Raw genomic sequence first — 16,510 nt, forward strand, 5'->3', positions numbered from 1 at the left:
CGATTAAGCCACCAAGGAGCACGCCACTCACGTGAACAGGTTGCAATTGACGGCAAGCGTCGTCGAGCGCGCAGCGGTGCGATACACGCCCGCCGGCGTTCCGATCGCGAGCGCGACGTTGCAGCACCGCACGGAAGTCGTCGAAGCAGGCATTCCCCGTCAGGTCGAAATGACGATCGAGGCGGTGGCGGCCGGCGACGCGAGCGGCAGGCTGGAGCAATGTGAACTCGGCGTCGAGACGCTGTTCACGGGCTTCCTGGCAAAGAAAAGCCGCAACGCGCGAACCTTGGTGTTTCACATCACAGCATTGCAGGACATTGGAAAGGACTGAACATGGCCCGCCCCACTGGTAAGAAATTCGACAAGCGTCGTCAGCAACAAAACCCGCTCTTCAAGCGCAAGAAGTTCTGCCGCTTCACGGCAGCCGGCGTCGAGCAGATCGACTACAAGGACACGGAAACGCTGAAGGACTTCATCGGCGAAAACGGCAAGATCACGCCGGCGCGTCTGACGGGTACGAAGGCGCACTATCAGCGTCAGCTGGACACGGCAATCAAGCGCGCACGCTTCCTCGCGCTGCTGCCGTACACCGATCAGCACAAGGCGTAATCAGGCGACGCAATAAGGAGAATTCGAATGCAAATCATTCTGTTGGAAAAAGTCGCCAATCTGGGCAACCTCGGCGATATCGTCAAGGTCAAGGACGGTTACGCTCGCAACTTTCTGATCCCGAACCGCAAGGCTCGCCGTGCGACGAAGGAAGCGATCGCCGAATTCGAAGTGCGCCGTGCAGAGCTCGAGAAGATCGCCGCTGAAAAGCTGGCGGCTTCGCAGGCTGTCGGCGAGAAGCTGAACGGCCAGTCGTTCGAAATCACGCAGAAGTCGGGCGTGGACGGCCGTCTGTTCGGCTCGGTCACGAACGCGGACGTCGCGGAACTGCTGAAGAAGGCCGGCTTCGACGTCGAGAAGTCGCAGGTTCGCATGCCGGAAGGCCCGCTGAAGATGATCGGCGAGCACGGCGTTCAGGTCGCGCTGCATACGGACGTCGTCGTCGACGTCACGATCAACGTGATCGGCGACCACGCGTAAGCGTACGCAACACTTGCCGGGCGGCACACGCCGCCCGGACAGGGGCAGGCGCCCGGGCAACCGGGGCCTGCCTTTTTTGTTGGCCGATCGCCGGCGACGAACTGGCGTCGCGGCCCGCAATTCGCGATAATCCCAACCCATGAACGCGCCGCAAGATCCACAAATCGAATCGCTGAAAGTCCCGCCGCACTCGGTCGAAGCCGAGCAGTCGGTGCTGGGCGGCCTGTTGCTCGACAACGCGGCATGGGACCGGATTGCCGATTTCCTGTCGCAGAGCGACTTCTATCGTTACGACCACCGGATCATCTTCGAGCATATCGGCCGGCTGATCGCCGCCACGCGTCCGGCCGACGTCGTGACGGTGTTCGAAGCGCTGACGACGTCCGGCAAGGCCGACGAAGTCGGCGGCCTCGCCTATCTGAACGCGCTCGCGCAGAACACGCCGAGTGCGGCGAACATCCGCCGCTATGCGGAGATCGTGCGCGACCGTGCGGTGCTGCGCCGGCTCGTGTCGGTCGCCGACGAAATCTCGGCCGATGCGTTCAATCCGCAGGGCAAGGAAGTCCGCCAGCTGCTCGACGAAGCCGAAGCGAAGGTATTCTCGATCGCCGAAGAGGGCGCACGCGGCAATCAGGGCTTTCTCGAGATCGGTCCGCTGCTCACGCAGGTCGTCGAGCGGATCGACACGCTCTATCACACCGCGAACCCGAGCGACGTCACCGGCACGCCGACGGGCTTCGTCGATCTCGACCGGATGACGTCGGGCATGCACGGCGGCGAGCTGATCATCGTCGCCGGGCGGCCGTCGATGGGCAAGACCGCGTTCTCGATGAACATCGGCGAATACGTTGCGGTCGAGTACGGGCTGCCGGTCGCGGTGTTCTCGATGGAAATGCCGGGCACGCAGCTCGTGATGCGGATGCTCGGCTCGATCGGCCGGCTCGATCAGCACCGCATGCGTACGGGCCGCCTCACCGACGAGGATTGGCCGAAGCTGACGCACGCGGTGCAGAAGATGAGCGAAGCGCAGCTGTTCATCGACGAGACGGGTGGCCTGAACCCGATGGAACTGCGTTCGCGCGCGCGGCGTCTCGCGCGGCAGTGCGGCAAGCTCGGGCTGATCATCGTCGACTATCTGCAGCTGATGTCGGGCTCGTCGCAGGGCGAAAACCGCGCCACCGAAATCTCGGAAATCTCGCGCTCGCTGAAGAGTCTCGCGAAGGAACTCGACGTGCCGGTGATCGCGCTGTCGCAGCTGAACCGCGGCCTCGAACAGCGTCCGAACAAGCGCCCGGTGATGTCCGACCTGCGCGAATCGGGCGCTATCGAACAGGACGCGGACGTGATCCTGTTCATTTATCGCGACGAAGTCTACAATCCGGACAGCCCGGACAAGGGGACGGCCGAGATCATCATCGGCAAGCAGCGTAACGGCCCGATCGGTCCCGTTCGGCTCACGTTCCTGGGCCAATACACGAAGTTCGACAACTTTGCAGGGGCGCAGAACTTCTACGGCGAGTAACGCCGGATGTAAACCCCTATTTAGCCAAACGTTGTATCCCGTCCGGCGCGCGCGCATGCGCGCGTCGCGCCGTCAGCGGAAACGGTACAATGTCGCCCGTTTTCGTGACAGTCGTTTGACAATCTCTCAGGAATCCCATGTTCGGTCGATTCATGCCCACCGAGGGCAAGTTCTTTGAACTCTTCAATGCGCACGCGAAGCACATCGTTTCCGGTGGCCGCGAGCTCGAACTGCTGATCGACAATCTCGCCGACGCCGAGATTCACAAGCAAAACGTGCAGACGGCGGAGAAAGCCGCCGACAAGCTGACGCACGAAGCGATCGATCTGCTGCACAAGACCTTCATCACGCCGCTCGATCGCGACGAGATCCACAAGCTGATCACGACGATGGACGACATCCTCGACCTGATGGAAGACGTCGCGACGGCCGTGTCGCTGTACGACGTGCAGTCCGTCACGTCGGAAGCGAGCCAGCTCGCGCACATCGTCACGCAGTCGGCGCAGCACGTTCAGCAGGCCGTCGCGCTGCTGTCCGACATGAAGCAGTCCGCGCAGATCCTCAAGCAGTGCGAGGAAATCGACCGCTGGGAGTCCGAGGCCGACCGCGTGCTGCGTGCGGCGATGTCGAAGCTGTTCCGCGAGGAAGACGACGTGAAGACGCTCATCAAGCTGAAGGCGATCTACGAACTGCTCGAGGAGATCACCGACAAGTGCGAGGACGTCGCGAACATCATCGAAGGCATCGTGCTGGAAAACGCCTGAGCGGATCACGATGCATTCGATACAACTCGCCCTATGGATGGTCGCGACGCTGGTGCTCGTCGCGCTCGTATTCGACTTCATGAACGGCTTCCACGACGCGGCGAACTCGATCGCCACCGTCGTGTCGACCGGGGTGCTGAAGCCGCAGCAGGCCGTCGTGTTCGCGGCGGCCTTCAACGTGATCGCGTATTTCATCTTCCACCTGAAAGTCGCGCAGACCGTCGGCAAAGGCACGATCGATCCGGAGATCGTCGATCACTACGTCGTGTTCGGCGCGCTGGTCGGTGCGATCGGCTGGAACGTGATCACGTGGTACTACGGGATTCCGTCGAGCTCGTCGCACGCGCTGATCGGCGGGCTGGTCGGCTCCGCGCTCGCGAAATCGGGATGGAGCGCACTGAATGTCGACGGGCTGATGAAGACCGTCGCGTTCATCTTCATTTCGCCGCTGCTCGGCTTCATTCTCGGCTCGCTGTTCATGCTCGGCGTGTCGTGGCTGTATTTCCGTACCGCACCGAGCAAGGTCGACCGGCGCTTCCGCCGGCTGCAGCTGCTGTCGGCCGGGCTCTATAGCCTCGGCCACGGCGGCAACGACGCGCAGAAGACGATCGGCATCATCTGGATGCTGCTGATCGCGTCCGGCTACGCGTCGGCGACGTCCGATGCGCCGCCTGCCTGGGTGATCGGCGCCTGCTATCTGTCGATGGGCCTCGGCACGCTGTTCGGCGGCTGGCGCATCGTGCGCACGATGGGCCAGAAGATCACGAAGCTGAAGCCGGTCGGCGGCTTCTGTGCGGAGAGCGGCGGTGCGATCACGCTGTTCGTCGCGTCGTTCCTCGGCATTCCGGTGTCGACGACGCACACGATCACCGGCGCGATCGTCGGTGTCGGCGCGACGCAGAAGCTGTCGGCCGTGCGCTGGGGTGTCGCCGGCAACATCGTGTGGGCCTGGGTGCTGACGATTCCCGCATCCGCGCTGATCGCCGCCGGCGGCTGGTGGCTCGGGCACCGGATCTTCTGATTCCGGCGCGCGATCCGGTCGCCGCTTCGAGAAAAGGGCGCCGCATGCCGAACAGGCTGCGGCGCTTTTTTTTTGCGTGCGGCAGCGCGTGTCTGCGAAGCATAGCGGTCCGTGGTCGTAGACGATGAATCGGCAGGGAAGCCGGTCACCGATGCGATCGGGAAGCAGGTGAAACGATGGCGGCTTAAGCCGCTCAATGCGGACAGCGCGCCACGATGGTGTGGGGATCCCTCGACGTACGTGAACCCAGCGTGCCGGCCCGAGGGCGTCAGTAGCTGCCGTTCGCGAAGCGGGCGATCGGGTCGTCGGCCGTGCCGGTGCGGGCGCCGACCGGCGCGGACTGCGTCGACGCGCGCAGCACCTGAACCGCGGCCGGCTCGCTGTTGCGCGACGGCGCGGCGGCGGCCGGCGGTTCGGCATCGAATGCGGCGGCTTCTGCGGCGGTCAGCGCCGTCGTCGGAATCGGCGTGCCGACTTCCGGTGTGCCGGCCGGCATCGGGTTCGACGTCGCGGCGATCGCATCGCTGCCTGCGGACGCCGCCTGTTGCCGGGCCGCGGACAAGCGGGCCGGCGGCGGCTCGTACGGATCCGCAGGCGCGGCCGCCGCAGTCGATACAGTCGATACCGTCGAGACGGGCGCGGCTGCCGCGGCGACGGCCGCGGACGGTGCCGCCGATACGCGTGCTGTTTGCGTCGCCGCATAAGCCGGCGGCTGCGATGCCGCAGCCGTCACGACGGGTGCGGGGGCGGCCGGCGTCGGCGCCGATACAGCGGCCGCCGGCGTGCGCGACTCGTCGCGCCGCGCTTCGTACGTCGGCGCATCGAACGGCGTCGGCTTCGCGCGCGGGGGCGCGACGCGGCGAATGCCGTCGAAGCGCTTCGCCCAATACGGATTGGTCAGGTAATCGAGCCGCACGGTGCCGCCCGTCGACGGCGCATTCACGAAGCGCAGCTTGCCGACATAGATGCCGACATGCGAATGCGGGCGGCCGGTCGTGTTGAAGAAGATCAGGTCGCCGGGCGCGATCTGGTCGGGTTCGATCGACACGCCGCGGCTGCTCATGTCGGCCGTCGTGCGCGGCAGGTTCACGTCGGCCGCGCGGTCCATCACGTAGCGCACGAGCCCGCTGCAGTCGAAGCCGCTCGCGGGCGTGTTGCCGCCCCAGCGATACGGTACGCCGACGAGGCTCATCGCCTGGATCGAGATTTCTTCCTGGCCGACGCTGTGATCGACGAATTTCGGGAAGTTGGCGGGCGGCGGGAACGCGCGCGGCGTCTTGATCGTCATGCCGGACGAGCGCGATGCCGTCTGCGGCGGCACGCCGGAGCAGGCCGCAAGCAGCGAAACGACGGCGACGGGAACCCAGATTCGAAGCATGAAAGACGCAACGGGCGCGGCGCGCCCTGATTCGTATGACAACGGATAGGCCCGATGGTAGACGCTCCGACGGGGCTTGCGCAACCATTCCTGAGAATTTACTTGAAGTTTCGCACGTAAATCGTCGTCGTTTTCGTAACGGCGCGTTATCGACGAATCCGACCCTCGAAACAAAACGGCGCTCCGGAAGCGGAGCGCCGTCAGGCGTCGGAAACCGGCCGAGCGGCCGGCGCCGTGCGTCAGAGGATGTCGGACGCGTAGTCGGCGAGGCGTGAGCGTTCGCCGCGCGCGAGCGTCACGTGGCCGCTGTGGCCCCAGCCCTTGAAGCGATCGACGACGTAGGTGAGGCCTGAGCTGCCTTCGGTCAGATAAGGCGTGTCGATCTGCGCGATGTTGCCGAGGCACACGATCTTCGTGCCGGGGCCCGCGCGCGTGACGAGCGTCTTCATCTGTTTCGGTGTCAGGTTCTGCGCTTCGTCGATGATCAGATACTTGTCGACGAACGTGCGGCCGCGCATGAAGTTCATGCTCTTGACCTTCAGGCGCGAGCGGATCAGCTCCTGCGTCGCGGCGCGACCCCATTCGCCGGCTGCGTCGTCGGTCTTCTGCAGCACTTCGAGGTTGTCGTCGAAGGCGCCCATCCACGGCTGCATCTTCTCTTCCTCGGTGCCCGGCAGAAAGCCGATGTCCTCGCCGACCGGCACGGTCGCGCGCGTGACGATGATCTCGTTGTAGCGCTTGTCGTCGAGCACCTGCGCGAGGCCGGCCGCGAGCGCGACGAGCGTCTTGCCGGTGCCGGCCTGGCCGAGCAGCGTGACGAAGTCGATGTCGGGGTTCATCAGCAGGTTCAGCGCGAAGTTCTGCTCGCGGTTGCGCGCCGTGATGCCCCACACGTTGTTCTTGTGGTGGCTGTAGTCGCGCAGCGTCTGCAGCAGCGCCGTCTTGCCGTTCAGCTCGCGCACGATCGCATGGAACGTCGGCTCGCCGTTCTGCGGCTCGAGATAGACGAACTCGTTGACGAGCATCGACGCGACGAGCGGGCCCGTCACGCGGTAGTACGTGGTGCCCGTCTTCGTGTCCTGCCAGCTCTCCATGCCTTTCGCATGGCGGGTCCAGAAGTCCTGCGGCAGTTCGCGTACGCCGGTGTAGAGGAGATCCTTGTCCTCGAGCACCTGGTCGTTGAAGTAGTCTTCCGCGGGCAGGCCGAGCGCATGCGCCTTGATCCGCATGTTGATGTCTTTCGACACCAGCACGACCTGACGATCGGGCCGGTCGCGCTGCAGCGCGCGCACGACGCCGAGGATCTGGTTGTCGGCCTTGCCTTCCGGCAGTCCCTCGACGGGCGCGATATCGGCGAGCTTGGTCTGGAAGTACAGGCGGCCAAGCGCATCGCGATTGCCGAGGCGCGACAGCGGAATGCCGGCCGAGATCGGCCCGGCGTCGGCGACGAGCGCATCGAGCGTGCGGCTCACCTGACGCGCGTTGCGCGCGACTTCGGACATTCCTTTCTTGTGGTTGTCGAGTTCCTCGAGCGTCATCATCGGCAGATAGACGTCGTGTTCCTCGAACCGGAACAGGCTGCTCGGATCGTGCATCAGCACGTTCGTGTCGAGGACGAACAGCTTCTGCAGTTCGGCTTCGGCGGTCTTGCGCCCGCGCGCCTTGGTCGTCGCGCCCGTGTCGCGCGCCGGTGCGGCAGCGGGTTTGGCGGCGGCGGGCCGCTCGTCGCGTGCGACGACCGGTGCCGCCGGTTCCGCGGCGGCCGGCATCGGCTGCAGCAGCGCGGCGGTCTGGCGCGTCTTGCGCGTGCGCGCGGTCGCGCTCGCGGCTTCCTGCGCCGACGCGACGGCTCGCAGCGGCGCGGCGGCGTTCGCGGCTTCGGTCATCGGCTGGGCCACGCTGGCCGCGCCGTAGTCTGCGGATGTGGATGCGTCCCCTTCGGCGGTTTTCTTCGCGGCTTTCGCGGGCCGCGCTTTCGCCTTGTATTCATCGGGCGGCAGCAGGCTGCCGAGCTTGCTGGGGGCAGTAGGCAAAGGCATGGTGTCCCTCGGGAGGAATCGTGTCGCATGACGTGCGCCGCTGATCGCATCCTGCGTGATGACGCATGCAGTTTGCGCGCGGTGGCGCACAGGAATTTCGTCTAGCCGGTTCGCCTAAGTGTCGATCAACTCCTTGACGGGGTAGGGGCCGGACCGAGTGCCGGCGCGCAGTCCATAAAAAAAGCCGCTGCCCCGTGGACAGGGACATGCGGCTCGGCTGATACCGTCGTGATGCGCGTCAGATGCCGGAAAGCACCGGCGCAGCTACGAGAAATATGGGGCGAACTGGCATTCATTGCGGCCCAATATAACGCGCCTCAAAGCGCTTGTACAGCACTTAGCACGTCGTCCACGTGACCGGGTACCTTGATGCCGCGCCATGCCTGACGAAGCACGCCGTCGGCGTCGATCAGGAACGTCGAGCGCTCGATGCCGCGCACTTCCTTGCCATACATTTTCTTCATCTTGATGACATCGAACAGCGTGCACAGCGCTTCGTCGGCATCGGAAATCAGCGGGAACGGCAGTTCGAGCTTCGCCTTGAAATTGTCGTGCGAGCGCAGGCTGTCGCGCGACACGCCGACGATTTCCGCGCCGGCCTTCTTGAACTTCGGATAGAGATCGCGAAACTGCAACCCTTCGGTCGTGCAGCCCGGCGTATTGTCCTTCGGATAGAAATACAGCACGAGCTTCTTGCCCCGCAGGTCGGACAGCGAAATATCGCCGCCCGTGGCCGGCGCGGTGAAATCGGGAACTTGACGGTCTACTTCGACGGACACGTGTTTCTCCTGTTGTTATGGAAAGGCGCCGCCGCGGCGGCGCGATTCGGAGCGCGCCGCGCACCGCACGCAGCGCGGGCTCGCGTGCGAACTCAGTCGGGCTGGACGATCAGTTCGCCGGAGCGGCCGGGGATTTCGCCCCACGCGACAGGGTACGATGGCAGCGAATCGCGGTCCAGCGTCGCGTGGTAGTCGCCCATCGTCGCGAACGTATGACCCTGCGCGCGCCAGCCGGCGAGCAGCTGTTCGAACACGGGCGCGAGCTTCTGGCCTTCGAGCTCCGCGTGCAGCGTGAACACCTGGTCGTGCGGATTGGTTTCGGTGAACTGCAGAATGTGCGCCGCGACGTTGTGCGTGTCGACGCCGTCGACGCCGAGCACTTCATCGAGCGTCGGCAGCGTGGTCGGCATCTGCACGTGCGACAGCGTGCGGCCGCGGACGACCGGCAGATACGGCGAGTGGCCGCGCCCGTCGGACGCATAACGCATGCCCCATGCGTCGATCTGCTCGAACGCCGCATCGTTCATCTGCCAGCCGGCCGCGCCGTGCGTGACGGGCGGCGCGCCGAAGATCTCGGCGAAGCGCGCGTGACTCTTCTGCATCTCGCGTACCGTCCAGTCGCGGTCGCGCATGCGGACGTTGTCCTGCCAGTACACGTGGTCCCACGTATGGATGCCGCATTCGAAGCCGGCCTCGTGGATCGCGCGCATGTCGGCGATCGCGCGGCGGCCGATGTCGGGGCCGGGCAGCAGCACGCCGTACATCAGCTGCTTCACGCCGTAGTGCTCGACCACCGACGTGCGCGACACCTTCTTCAGGAAGCCGGGCCGAAACACGCGGCGCAGCGCCCAGCCCGTGTGATCGGGGCCGAGGCTGAACAGGAAGGTCGCGCGCGCGTTGAAGCGGTCGAAGATGCGTGCGAGATTCGGCACGCCTTCGCGCGTGCCGCGCAGCGTGTCGACGTCGATCTTGAGAACGATGCGAGCCAAGCGAGCGTCCCGTCAGCCTTGTTGCTCGACGAGTGCGCGCGCGTCGGCGACATGGCCGCGATACGCTTCGAAGATCTTGCGCAGCGCGTCGTCGAATGTCGATTGCGGCGCCCAGCCGAGCTCCTGCATCGTGTTCTCGATCTTCGGCACGCGGTTCTGCACGTCCTGGTAGCCGTTGCCGTAGTACGCGCCCGACGTGGTCTCGACGAGTCGCACCTGCTTCGCGGAATCGGCATACTCGGGGAATTCGGCGGCCAGCTCGAGCATCTTGTTCGCGAGTTCGCGCACCGAGAAGTTGTTGTTCGGATTCCCGATGTTGTAGATCTTGCCCGAGGCGATGCCGTTCGGATTCTCGATGATCTTCATCAGCGCGCTGATGCCGTCGTCGATGTCGGTGAACGCGCGCTTCTGCGAGCCGCCGTCGACGAGGCTGATGTTTTCGCCGCGCACGATGTGGCCGAGGAACTGCGTGACGACGCGCGAGCTGCCTTCCTTCGGCGTGTAGATCGAGTCGAGGCCCGGGCCGATCCAGTTGAACGGACGGAACAGCGTGAAGTTCAGGCCTTCCATCCCGTAGCCCCAGATCACGCGGTCCATCAGCTGCTTCGAGCAGGCGTAGATCCAGCGCGGCTTGTTGATCGGGCCGTAGGTGAGGGCGGACGCGTCCGGGTCGAACTGCTCGTCCGAGCACATCCCGTAGACTTCCGACGTCGACGGGAACACGAGGTGCTTGCCGTACTTGACGGCCGAACGCACGATCGGCAGGTTCGCCTCGAAGTCGAGTTCGAACACGCGCAGCGGCTGCTGGACGTAGGTCGCGGGCGTCGCGATCGCGACGAGCGGCAGGATCACGTCGCACTTCTTCACGTGATACTCCACCCACTCCTTGTTGATCGTGATGTCGCCTTCGAAGAAATGCATCCGCTCGTGCTTGACGAGATCGCCAAGCCGATCGGTCTGCATGTCCATGCCGAACACTTCCCAATCGGTGGTTTCAAGAATGCGCTTCGACAGGTGATGACCGATGAAGCCGTTCACACCCAGGATCAGGACTTTTTTTGCTTTCATGAATGACGGGAAGAATGAATGAACTGCGCGAATTCCGCGGGCGTCACGACGGTTTCGCGCCCGTCGCGCTGTTGCCGCAGTTCGAGAATGGATAGCGCGCGGCTGTCGCCGCAGACGCCGAATAGCGCATTATCGCTTACGTGCAGGCCGGGCGGCAAATTCGCCGCAGCCGCGGCGGCTGCGCTGCCGGGCGCCGCCGGGCGCGCGCGCGCGACGATAAAGCGCGTGCCGGCGAGCTCGGTGAACGCGCCCGGATACGGCGGCGCGACCGCGCGCACGAGGTTGTAGACCTGTGCGGCCGGCTGCGTCCAGTCGATGCGGCCGTCCTCGGGCTTGCGCCCGCCGTAGTAGCTGCCGGCGGCCAGATCGTTCGGCAGATGCGGCGCCTCGCCGGCCAGCAGCGCGGGCAGCACGCGCCAGAGCGTCTGCTCGGCCGCCACCGTGACCTTGTCGAACACCTGCGCGGCCGTGTCGTCGGGCAGGATCGGCACCGCGGTCTGGCCGACGATCGCGCCGGCGTCGGGCTTCGCGGCCATTTCGTGCAGCGTCGCGCCCGTTTCCGTTTCGCCGTTCAGCACGGCCCAGTTCGTCGGTACGCGACCCCGGTACTTCGGCAGCAGCGAGCCGTGCATGTTGTACGCGCCGCGCGGCGCGATCGCGAGCAGGTCGGTCGGCAGCATGTGCCGGTAGTAGAACGAGAAGATGAAATCGGGCTGCGCGTCCGATACCGCGCGGCGCAGCGCCGGATCGGCGGGGTCGGACGGCGTGACGACCGGAATGCCGTGCTCGGCCGCGACCGACGCGACGCTGCCGAACCAGATGTTCTCGTTCGGATTGTCTTCGTGCGTGACGACGAGCGCGACGTCGACACCGCGCGCGAGCAGGACCTGCAGGCAGCGCACGCCGACGTTGTGATACGCGAAAACGACCGCGCGCGGCTTCATGAGCTCGCCTCCGTGCGCGCCTTCGCGCCGGCCGGCACGGCCGGCACGCCGTCGTGCTGCTCGAGCACGGCCTGGATCAGGTAGCGCGGCCGCGCCCGCACTTGCTGATAGATGCGGCCGACGTATTCGCCGAGCAGCCCGAGCGCGAAGATGATCACGCCGAGCAGGAAGAACGTGATCGCGAACAGCGTGAACACGCCTTGCACTTCCGCGCCGACGATGAAGCGCCGCACGAGCAGCAGCACGAACAGCGCCGCGGAGCCGAGCGACAGGATCACGCCGATGAACGACAGCCATTGCAGCGGCACGACCGAGAAGCCGGTCACGAGATCGAAATTCAGGCGGATCAGGCTGTACAGCGAATACTTCGACTGGCCCGCGAAGCGTTCCTCGTGCGCGACTTCGATTTCGGTCGGGTTCTGCGCGAACGTATACGCGAGCGCCGGGATGAACGTGTTGACTTCGCCGCAGACGTTGATCGTGTCGATGATGCGGCGGCTGTACGCGCGCAGCATGCAGCCCTGGTCGGTCATCTTGATCCGCGTGATGCGTTCGCGCAGACGGTTCATCATCTGCGAGGCCTTGCGGCGCCAGAGGCTGTCCTGACGCTGCTTGCGGATCGAGCCGACGTAGTCGTAGCCCTCGCGCATCTTCGCGATCAGCTTGCCGATTTCTTCGGGCGGATTCTGCAGATCGGCGTCGAGCGTGACGACGATCTCGCCGCGCGACTGCGCGAAGCCGGCAAGGATCGCCATGTGCTGGCCGTAGTTGCCGTTGAGCAGCACGACGCGCGTCGTGTCGGGACGCACGTGGAACTGGTCGGCGAGCATCGCGGCCGAGCGGTCGCGGCTGCCGTCGTTGACCAGGATCACTTCGTATGACGTGCCGAGCGCGTCGAGCGCCGGATAGAGCCGCGCGAACAGCGCGGCGAGGCCGTCTTCCTCGTTATACACGGGGATCACGACCGACACTTCCGGACTCGTCGCGCCCGGATGGCCGGCGCGTGCTTCAAGGTGATTCATGTACGCTTACTTTCCGTATTGTTCGCAAATCTGGTTGGTGGCATCGACGACGCGGCGCACGTCGTCTTCCGTCATCTGCGTAAACAGCGGCAGCGTGACGGTCGATGCGCCGTAGCGCTCCGCATGCGGGAACATGCCTTCGCGGAAACCGCGTGCGCGGTACAGCGTGAACAGATGGATCGCCGGGTAATGGACGCCTGTGGCGATGCCGCGTTCCTTCATCTGCGCCATGAAGTCGGCGCGCGAGATCGACAGCCGGTCGAGCGGCAGCGTGATCTGGAACATGTGCCAGTTGCTGTTCGTGAAATCGGCGACCGGCAGCCCGACGCCGAGCCGCACCGCCGCGCCGCCGTCGAATGCCGCGAAGTAGGCGCGCGCGAGCGCGCGGCGCTGCGCGGTGAAGCGCTCGAGGTGCGGCAGCTGGCCGAGGCCGACGCGCGCGGCGACGTCGGTCAGGTTGTACTTGCCGCCGAGCACGTCGCAGTCCATGCCGTCGAAGCCGCTGCGCGTGATGCCCTGCAGCCGGTATTTCTGCGCGAGCGTCGCCTCGGCCTCGTCGTTCAGCACGAGCGCGCCGCCTTCGATCGTCGTCAGGTTCTTGTTCGCGTGGAAGCTGAACGAGACGATGTCGCCGATCGCGCCGATGCGCTTGCCGTTCCACGTCGAGCCGAGCGCCTGCGCGGCATCCTCGACGACGCGCAGCCCGTGTGCGCGCGCGATCGCGTACAGCCGGTCCATGTCGACCGGCAGGCCGGCCAGATAGACGGGGATGAGCGCCTTCGTGCGCGGCGTGATCGCCTGTTCGAGCTTGTCGAGATCGATGTTGCGGGTGACGGGGTCGATGTCGGCGAAGACGGGCGTCGCGCCGGTCTCGAGGATCACGTTGCTCGTCGACACCCACGACGCGGGCGTCGTGATCACTTCGTCACCGGGGCCGACGCCCGCGATGCGCAGGCCGATCTCGAGCGTGCAGGTGCCGGAGTTGAACGCGCGCACCGGGCGGCCGCCGCAGTACTCGGAGAGCGCGGCCTCGAACTTCTGGCACTGCGGGCCCGTGGTGATCCAGCCCGAGCGCAGCACCTCGACGACGCCCTGAATGGTTTCCTCGTCGATCTCGGGGCGGGTGAACGGCAGAAACGGAGCGGTAGTCTGGCTCATGAACGCATAGCCTGTAATGGCGTGTAATAAAAGGGTCGGGCGATCCGTCCGAAACCGGCATTAAACACCGGTTGGCGGATTCGTAGCGTGATTTTTTGTAGGCGGGCGCTTAACGCCGCCGCGCTCAGCTGCGCGCGAGCACGAGCACGCCGACCAGGATGATGCCGATGCCGACGAGCCGCTGGACGGACAGCACCTCGCCGAACAGATACCAGGCCGCGAACGCGTTGACGACGTAGCCGAGCGACAGCATCGGATACGCGATCGACACGTCGACGCGCGACAGCCCGACGATCCAGACGACGACGCTCAGCACGTAGCAGCCGAGGCCGCCGATGATCGGCAGCTGCGTCGCGATCTTCAGACCGACCGGGATGATGTTCGCACGGCTGAATTCGAAGTGTCCAACGGCGTTGACGCCGGCCTTCAGCAGAAGTTGCGCGCACGCGTTGAGCAGCACGCCGGTGATGATGCAGACGAACGAAATCGGGTTCATGCGGCGGGCGTCCTTACGATTGCGGTTTCTCGACGATCACGCGGCGGTTGTCGCGCGCGATCACGCGCATCGGCACCTGCTGCTTGACGAGCGCGTCGTATTCGCCGGGCGGCATGATCGCGAGCGCGTGCGCGTCCTGCTTCCAGCGCGCGATCCACTCGTCGACGGTCGGAACCCATTTGTTCGGCTCGACCGAGATGCCGAACGCCAGCTCGTCCTGGCGATGCACCATGATCGTCGTGTGACCGACGTAGAACGGGAACGTGTGGTCGAGCATCTCGATCGAGTAGAACGGCGTGTCGGGCGGCAGCTTCGCGAGCTCGGCGCGCACGGCGGGCGCGAGCAGCGCCCCGGAGCTATAGCGGCCGAACTCGTCGTGCCCCGTGCCGCCGATCGTGCCGAAGATCAGCCACGCGGCGCCGAACGCCGCGAGCGCGGCCGTCACGCCGGCGCGGCGGTTCAGCCATGCGGCGACGAGCGTCAGCACGGCGGCGATCGCGAGGCCGACGTAGAGCCAGATCTGGAACGCGCGATACAGCGCGTTCGGCGTGCGCGCGTCGCCCTGGTATGCGAGGAAGATGATTCCGAACGCGGCGGCGACGAAGAACACGAGATAGCCGAGCAGGTGGCGCCGGAACCGGTCGGCGCCGAGCAGCGGCAGATAGGCGCCGATGATCAGCGCGAGCGCCGGCGCGACCGGCAGCACGTACGAGATCAGCTTCGAATGCGATGCGCTGAAGAACAGGAAGATGAATGCGCTCCAGATCAGCAGCACGAGCATCGGCGAGAAGCCGTTCGGCTGGCGCGGCATGCGCAGCGCGTGGCGCACGCTCTGCCACGCAACCGACAGCCACGGCAGGAAGCCGACCAGCAGCACCGGCACGAAATAGTAGAACGGGCCCGGCCGGTTCTGCTCCGGCGTCAGGTAGCGGCGGAACTGCTGGACGATGAAGAAGAAATTGAAGAATTCCGGGTTGCGCTGCTGGACGAGCACGAACCACGGCGTCGCGATCGCGAAGAAGATCACGATGCCGCTCACCAGATAGAGGCGCTTCCACAGCGCCCAGTCGCGTGCGATCAGCGTATAGAGCACGAGCACCGCGCCGGGCAGGATTACGCCGACCAGCCCCTTCGACAGCACCGCGAACGCCATCGCGGCCCAGCACACCCACATCCAGCCGCGCACGGCGGCGGGGCGCAGCCCGGGCCGCTGCGCGAGCAGCAGCGCGCAGAGCGACAGCGCCATCCAGAACGCGAGCCCCATGTCGAGCGCGTTGAAGTGCCCCATCAGGTTCCAGTACGGCGAGCATGCGAGCACGACGGCGGCGAGGAAGCCGGACAGCGGGTTGAACAGGCGCGCGCCGGTGAAGCCGACGAGCAGCACGCCCGCGAAGCTCGCGAGCGCCGTGTAGAGGCGTGCCTGCCATTCGCCGATACCGAACCACGCGAACGTCAGCGCGTTGAGCCAGGTCTGCAGCGGCGGCTTCTCGAAGTACTTGTAGCCGTTGTAGCGCGGCGTGATCCAGTCGCCGGTCACGAACATCTCGCGCGCCATTTCGGCGTAGCGGCCCTCGTCGCTCGGGATCAGATGGCGCATGCCGAGCGGCGTGAACCAGATCACCGCGAATGCGACGAGCAGTAGGACGAGCACGATGCGATTGAGCGGTAGCCTCGACGGCGTATCGTTCATGGAGTTTCAGCCTGTTGGTTGTTGTGATGGGCCGCCGGCGGGTGGCGCCGCGGCAGGCGGCTTGCCGGGGTGGCCGGCGTACCGGCCCGAGTTTTACCGCATCGGCGCTTAACGTTCAATTAAGAGCGCGGCCGCGACTTTGCGGCCTTCGGCCATCAGGATGTTGTAGGTGCGGCACGCGGCCTGGAAGTCCATCGTCTCGACGCCGATGCGCTGTGCGGCGAGTGCGGCGACGAGCCGCGGGTGCGGAAAGCGCAGCCGGGCGCCGCTGCCGAAGATCACGACCTCGGGCGCCGGGTCGAGCAGCATCGCGAAATGCTCGGGCGTGAGCGCGTCGAACGACGACACCGGCCAGGCGCGGACCGGTGCGCCGGGCAGCACGATGACGCTCGTTTCGTGGCGTTCGAGGTTGACGTCGACATAATCGGGGCCGTAGCCCGTGACGGTGTTGAGCGCGCCGCTCGCGTCCTGGTGCAGTTTCAAATCGGTATTCCGCGGTTTCCGTAGTGGGAATGGGGCCGGGCCGCGCGGGCCCGGGCAGCCGGTTTCGC

17 protein-coding genes and 1 pseudogene are annotated in these 16,510 nt (G+C 65.7%); 7 read left to right on the forward strand and 11 right to left on the reverse strand.

What is annotated here, in order from left to right; genetic code table 11:
• Positions 1-31 precede the first annotated feature (31 nt).
• From priB to BCR55_RS14880, 6 genes are all read left to right on the forward strand, one after another.
• Complete coding sequence (gene priB, locus BCR55_RS14855) at positions 32-331, forward strand: primosomal replication protein N (protein ID WP_006402296.1); 300 nt, start codon at positions 32-34, stop codon at positions 329-331.
• A gap of 2 nt (positions 332-333) precedes the next feature.
• Positions 334-609: a 30S ribosomal protein S18 gene (rpsR, locus tag BCR55_RS14860; protein WP_004193360.1), complete on the forward strand. Its 276-nt coding sequence runs from the start codon at positions 334-336 to the stop codon at positions 607-609.
• Positions 610-636: 27 nt separating this feature from the next.
• Positions 637-1,089: a 50S ribosomal protein L9 gene (gene rplI / locus BCR55_RS14865; protein WP_006402297.1), complete on the forward strand. Its 453-nt coding sequence runs from the start codon at positions 637-639 to the stop codon at positions 1,087-1,089.
• A 139-nt stretch (positions 1,090-1,228) separates the two neighbouring features.
• Complete coding sequence (locus tag BCR55_RS14870; RefSeq protein WP_006402298.1) at positions 1,229-2,611, forward strand: replicative DNA helicase; 1,383 nt, start codon at positions 1,229-1,231, stop codon at positions 2,609-2,611.
• Between the two features lie 137 nt (positions 2,612-2,748).
• Positions 2,749-3,375, forward strand: a complete 627-nt coding sequence (locus BCR55_RS14875) for a DUF47 domain-containing protein (RefSeq protein WP_006402300.1) — start codon at positions 2,749-2,751, stop codon at positions 3,373-3,375.
• Between the two features lie 10 nt (positions 3,376-3,385).
• Positions 3,386-4,396 carry an inorganic phosphate transporter gene (locus tag BCR55_RS14880; protein WP_006402301.1) on the forward strand — a complete coding sequence of 337 codons (1,011 nt, stop codon included), beginning with the start codon at positions 3,386-3,388 and terminating at the stop codon, positions 4,394-4,396.
• Positions 4,397-4,664: 268 nt separating this feature from the next.
• Here BCR55_RS14880 and BCR55_RS14885 read toward each other — a convergent pair whose 3' ends face one another.
• Positions 4,665-5,774, reverse strand: a complete 1,110-nt coding sequence (locus BCR55_RS14885) for a C40 family peptidase (protein WP_065494734.1) — start codon at positions 5,772-5,774, stop codon at positions 4,665-4,667.
• Between the two features lie 239 nt (positions 5,775-6,013).
• The gene (locus tag BCR55_RS14890; RefSeq protein ID WP_065494735.1) at positions 6,014-7,813 is read right to left on the reverse strand and encodes a PhoH family protein; all 1,800 of its coding nucleotides are present in this window, start codon (positions 7,811-7,813) and stop codon (positions 6,014-6,016) included.
• Between BCR55_RS14890 and BCR55_RS33915 the strand changes: the two are divergent.
• Positions 7,763-7,950: pseudogene (locus BCR55_RS33915) on the forward strand (hypothetical protein). The gene BCR55_RS14890 and the pseudogene BCR55_RS33915 overlap by 51 nt on opposite strands.
• A gap of 180 nt (positions 7,951-8,130) precedes the next feature.
• On the opposite strand, the gene BCR55_RS14895 reads toward BCR55_RS33915, so the two are convergent.
• The 9 genes from BCR55_RS14895 to BCR55_RS14935 form a co-directional block, all read right to left on the reverse strand.
• Positions 8,131-8,592: a peroxiredoxin gene (locus BCR55_RS14895; RefSeq protein WP_006407794.1), complete on the reverse strand. Its 462-nt coding sequence runs from the start codon at positions 8,590-8,592 to the stop codon at positions 8,131-8,133.
• Between the two features lie 92 nt (positions 8,593-8,684).
• Positions 8,685-9,581 carry a polysaccharide deacetylase family protein gene (locus BCR55_RS14900; protein ID WP_065494736.1) on the reverse strand — a complete coding sequence of 299 codons (897 nt, stop codon included), beginning with the start codon at positions 9,579-9,581 and terminating at the stop codon, positions 8,685-8,687.
• 12 nt (positions 9,582-9,593) lie between these two features.
• Positions 9,594-10,649: a bifunctional UDP-4-keto-pentose/UDP-xylose synthase gene (locus tag BCR55_RS14905; protein ID WP_065494737.1), complete on the reverse strand. Its 1,056-nt coding sequence runs from the start codon at positions 10,647-10,649 to the stop codon at positions 9,594-9,596.
• On the reverse strand, positions 10,646-11,593 hold the full coding sequence (locus BCR55_RS14910; protein WP_006407796.1) for a formyltransferase: 948 nt from the start codon (positions 11,591-11,593) through the stop codon (positions 10,646-10,648). Before BCR55_RS14910 ends, BCR55_RS14905 begins: the two co-directional genes overlap by 4 nt.
• Positions 11,590-12,615 (reverse strand): glycosyltransferase, encoded by a 1,026-nt coding sequence (locus BCR55_RS14915; RefSeq protein WP_006402309.1) that lies wholly within the window; start codon positions 12,613-12,615, stop codon positions 11,590-11,592. The genes BCR55_RS14910 and BCR55_RS14915 overlap by 4 nt, the downstream gene beginning before the upstream one ends.
• Positions 12,616-12,621: 6 nt before the next feature.
• Positions 12,622-13,773, reverse strand: coding sequence for a DegT/DnrJ/EryC1/StrS aminotransferase family protein (locus BCR55_RS14920; RefSeq protein WP_006407797.1), 1,152 nt, complete (start codon positions 13,771-13,773; stop codon positions 12,622-12,624).
• A gap of 124 nt (positions 13,774-13,897) precedes the next feature.
• Positions 13,898-14,269 carry an EamA family transporter gene (locus BCR55_RS14925; RefSeq protein ID WP_006407798.1) on the reverse strand — a complete coding sequence of 124 codons (372 nt, stop codon included), beginning with the start codon at positions 14,267-14,269 and terminating at the stop codon, positions 13,898-13,900.
• Between the two features lie 13 nt (positions 14,270-14,282).
• Positions 14,283-15,959, reverse strand: a complete 1,677-nt coding sequence (locus tag BCR55_RS14930) for a glycosyltransferase family 39 protein (RefSeq protein ID WP_065494738.1) — start codon at positions 15,957-15,959, stop codon at positions 14,283-14,285.
• A gap of 108 nt (positions 15,960-16,067) precedes the next feature.
• Positions 16,068-16,442, reverse strand: a complete 375-nt coding sequence (locus BCR55_RS14935) for an Mth938-like domain-containing protein (RefSeq protein ID WP_006402313.1) — start codon at positions 16,440-16,442, stop codon at positions 16,068-16,070.
• Positions 16,443-16,510 lie beyond the last annotated feature (68 nt).

This window comes from Burkholderia sp. CCA53, from assembly GCF_001685525.1.
Lineage (GTDB): Bacteria > Pseudomonadota > Gammaproteobacteria > Burkholderiales > Burkholderiaceae > Burkholderia > Burkholderia multivorans.

What these genes read in the sequence shown, in the direction of transcription:
- BCR55_RS14930 (WP_065494738.1), bottom strand. Translation starts at nt 15,959, where the DNA reads ATGAACGATACGCCGTCGAGGCTACCGCTCAATCGCATCGTGCTCGTC.
- rplI (WP_006402297.1), top strand. Translation starts at nt 637, where the DNA reads ATGCAAATCATTCTGTTGGAAAAAGTCGCCAATCTGGGCAACCTCGGC.
- BCR55_RS14905 (WP_065494737.1), bottom strand. Translation starts at nt 10,649, where the DNA reads ATGAAAGCAAAAAAAGTCCTGATCCTGGGTGTGAACGGCTTCATCGGT.
- BCR55_RS14875 (WP_006402300.1), top strand. Translation starts at nt 2,749, where the DNA reads ATGTTCGGTCGATTCATGCCCACCGAGGGCAAGTTCTTTGAACTCTTC.
- BCR55_RS14915 (WP_006402309.1), bottom strand. Translation starts at nt 12,615, where the DNA reads ATGAATCACCTTGAAGCACGCGCCGGCCATCCGGGCGCGACGAGTCCG.
- BCR55_RS14880 (WP_006402301.1), top strand. Translation starts at nt 3,386, where the DNA reads ATGCATTCGATACAACTCGCCCTATGGATGGTCGCGACGCTGGTGCTC.
- BCR55_RS14890 (WP_065494735.1), bottom strand. Translation starts at nt 7,813, where the DNA reads ATGCCTTTGCCTACTGCCCCCAGCAAGCTCGGCAGCCTGCTGCCGCCC.
- BCR55_RS14910 (WP_006407796.1), bottom strand. Translation starts at nt 11,593, where the DNA reads ATGAAGCCGCGCGCGGTCGTTTTCGCGTATCACAACGTCGGCGTGCGC.
- BCR55_RS14925 (WP_006407798.1), bottom strand. Translation starts at nt 14,269, where the DNA reads ATGAACCCGATTTCGTTCGTCTGCATCATCACCGGCGTGCTGCTCAAC.
- BCR55_RS14920 (WP_006407797.1), bottom strand. Translation starts at nt 13,773, where the DNA reads ATGAGCCAGACTACCGCTCCGTTTCTGCCGTTCACCCGCCCCGAGATC.
- rpsR (WP_004193360.1), top strand. Translation starts at nt 334, where the DNA reads ATGGCCCGCCCCACTGGTAAGAAATTCGACAAGCGTCGTCAGCAACAA.
- BCR55_RS14885 (WP_065494734.1), bottom strand. Translation starts at nt 5,774, where the DNA reads ATGCTTCGAATCTGGGTTCCCGTCGCCGTCGTTTCGCTGCTTGCGGCC.
- BCR55_RS14870 (WP_006402298.1), top strand. Translation starts at nt 1,229, where the DNA reads ATGAACGCGCCGCAAGATCCACAAATCGAATCGCTGAAAGTCCCGCCG.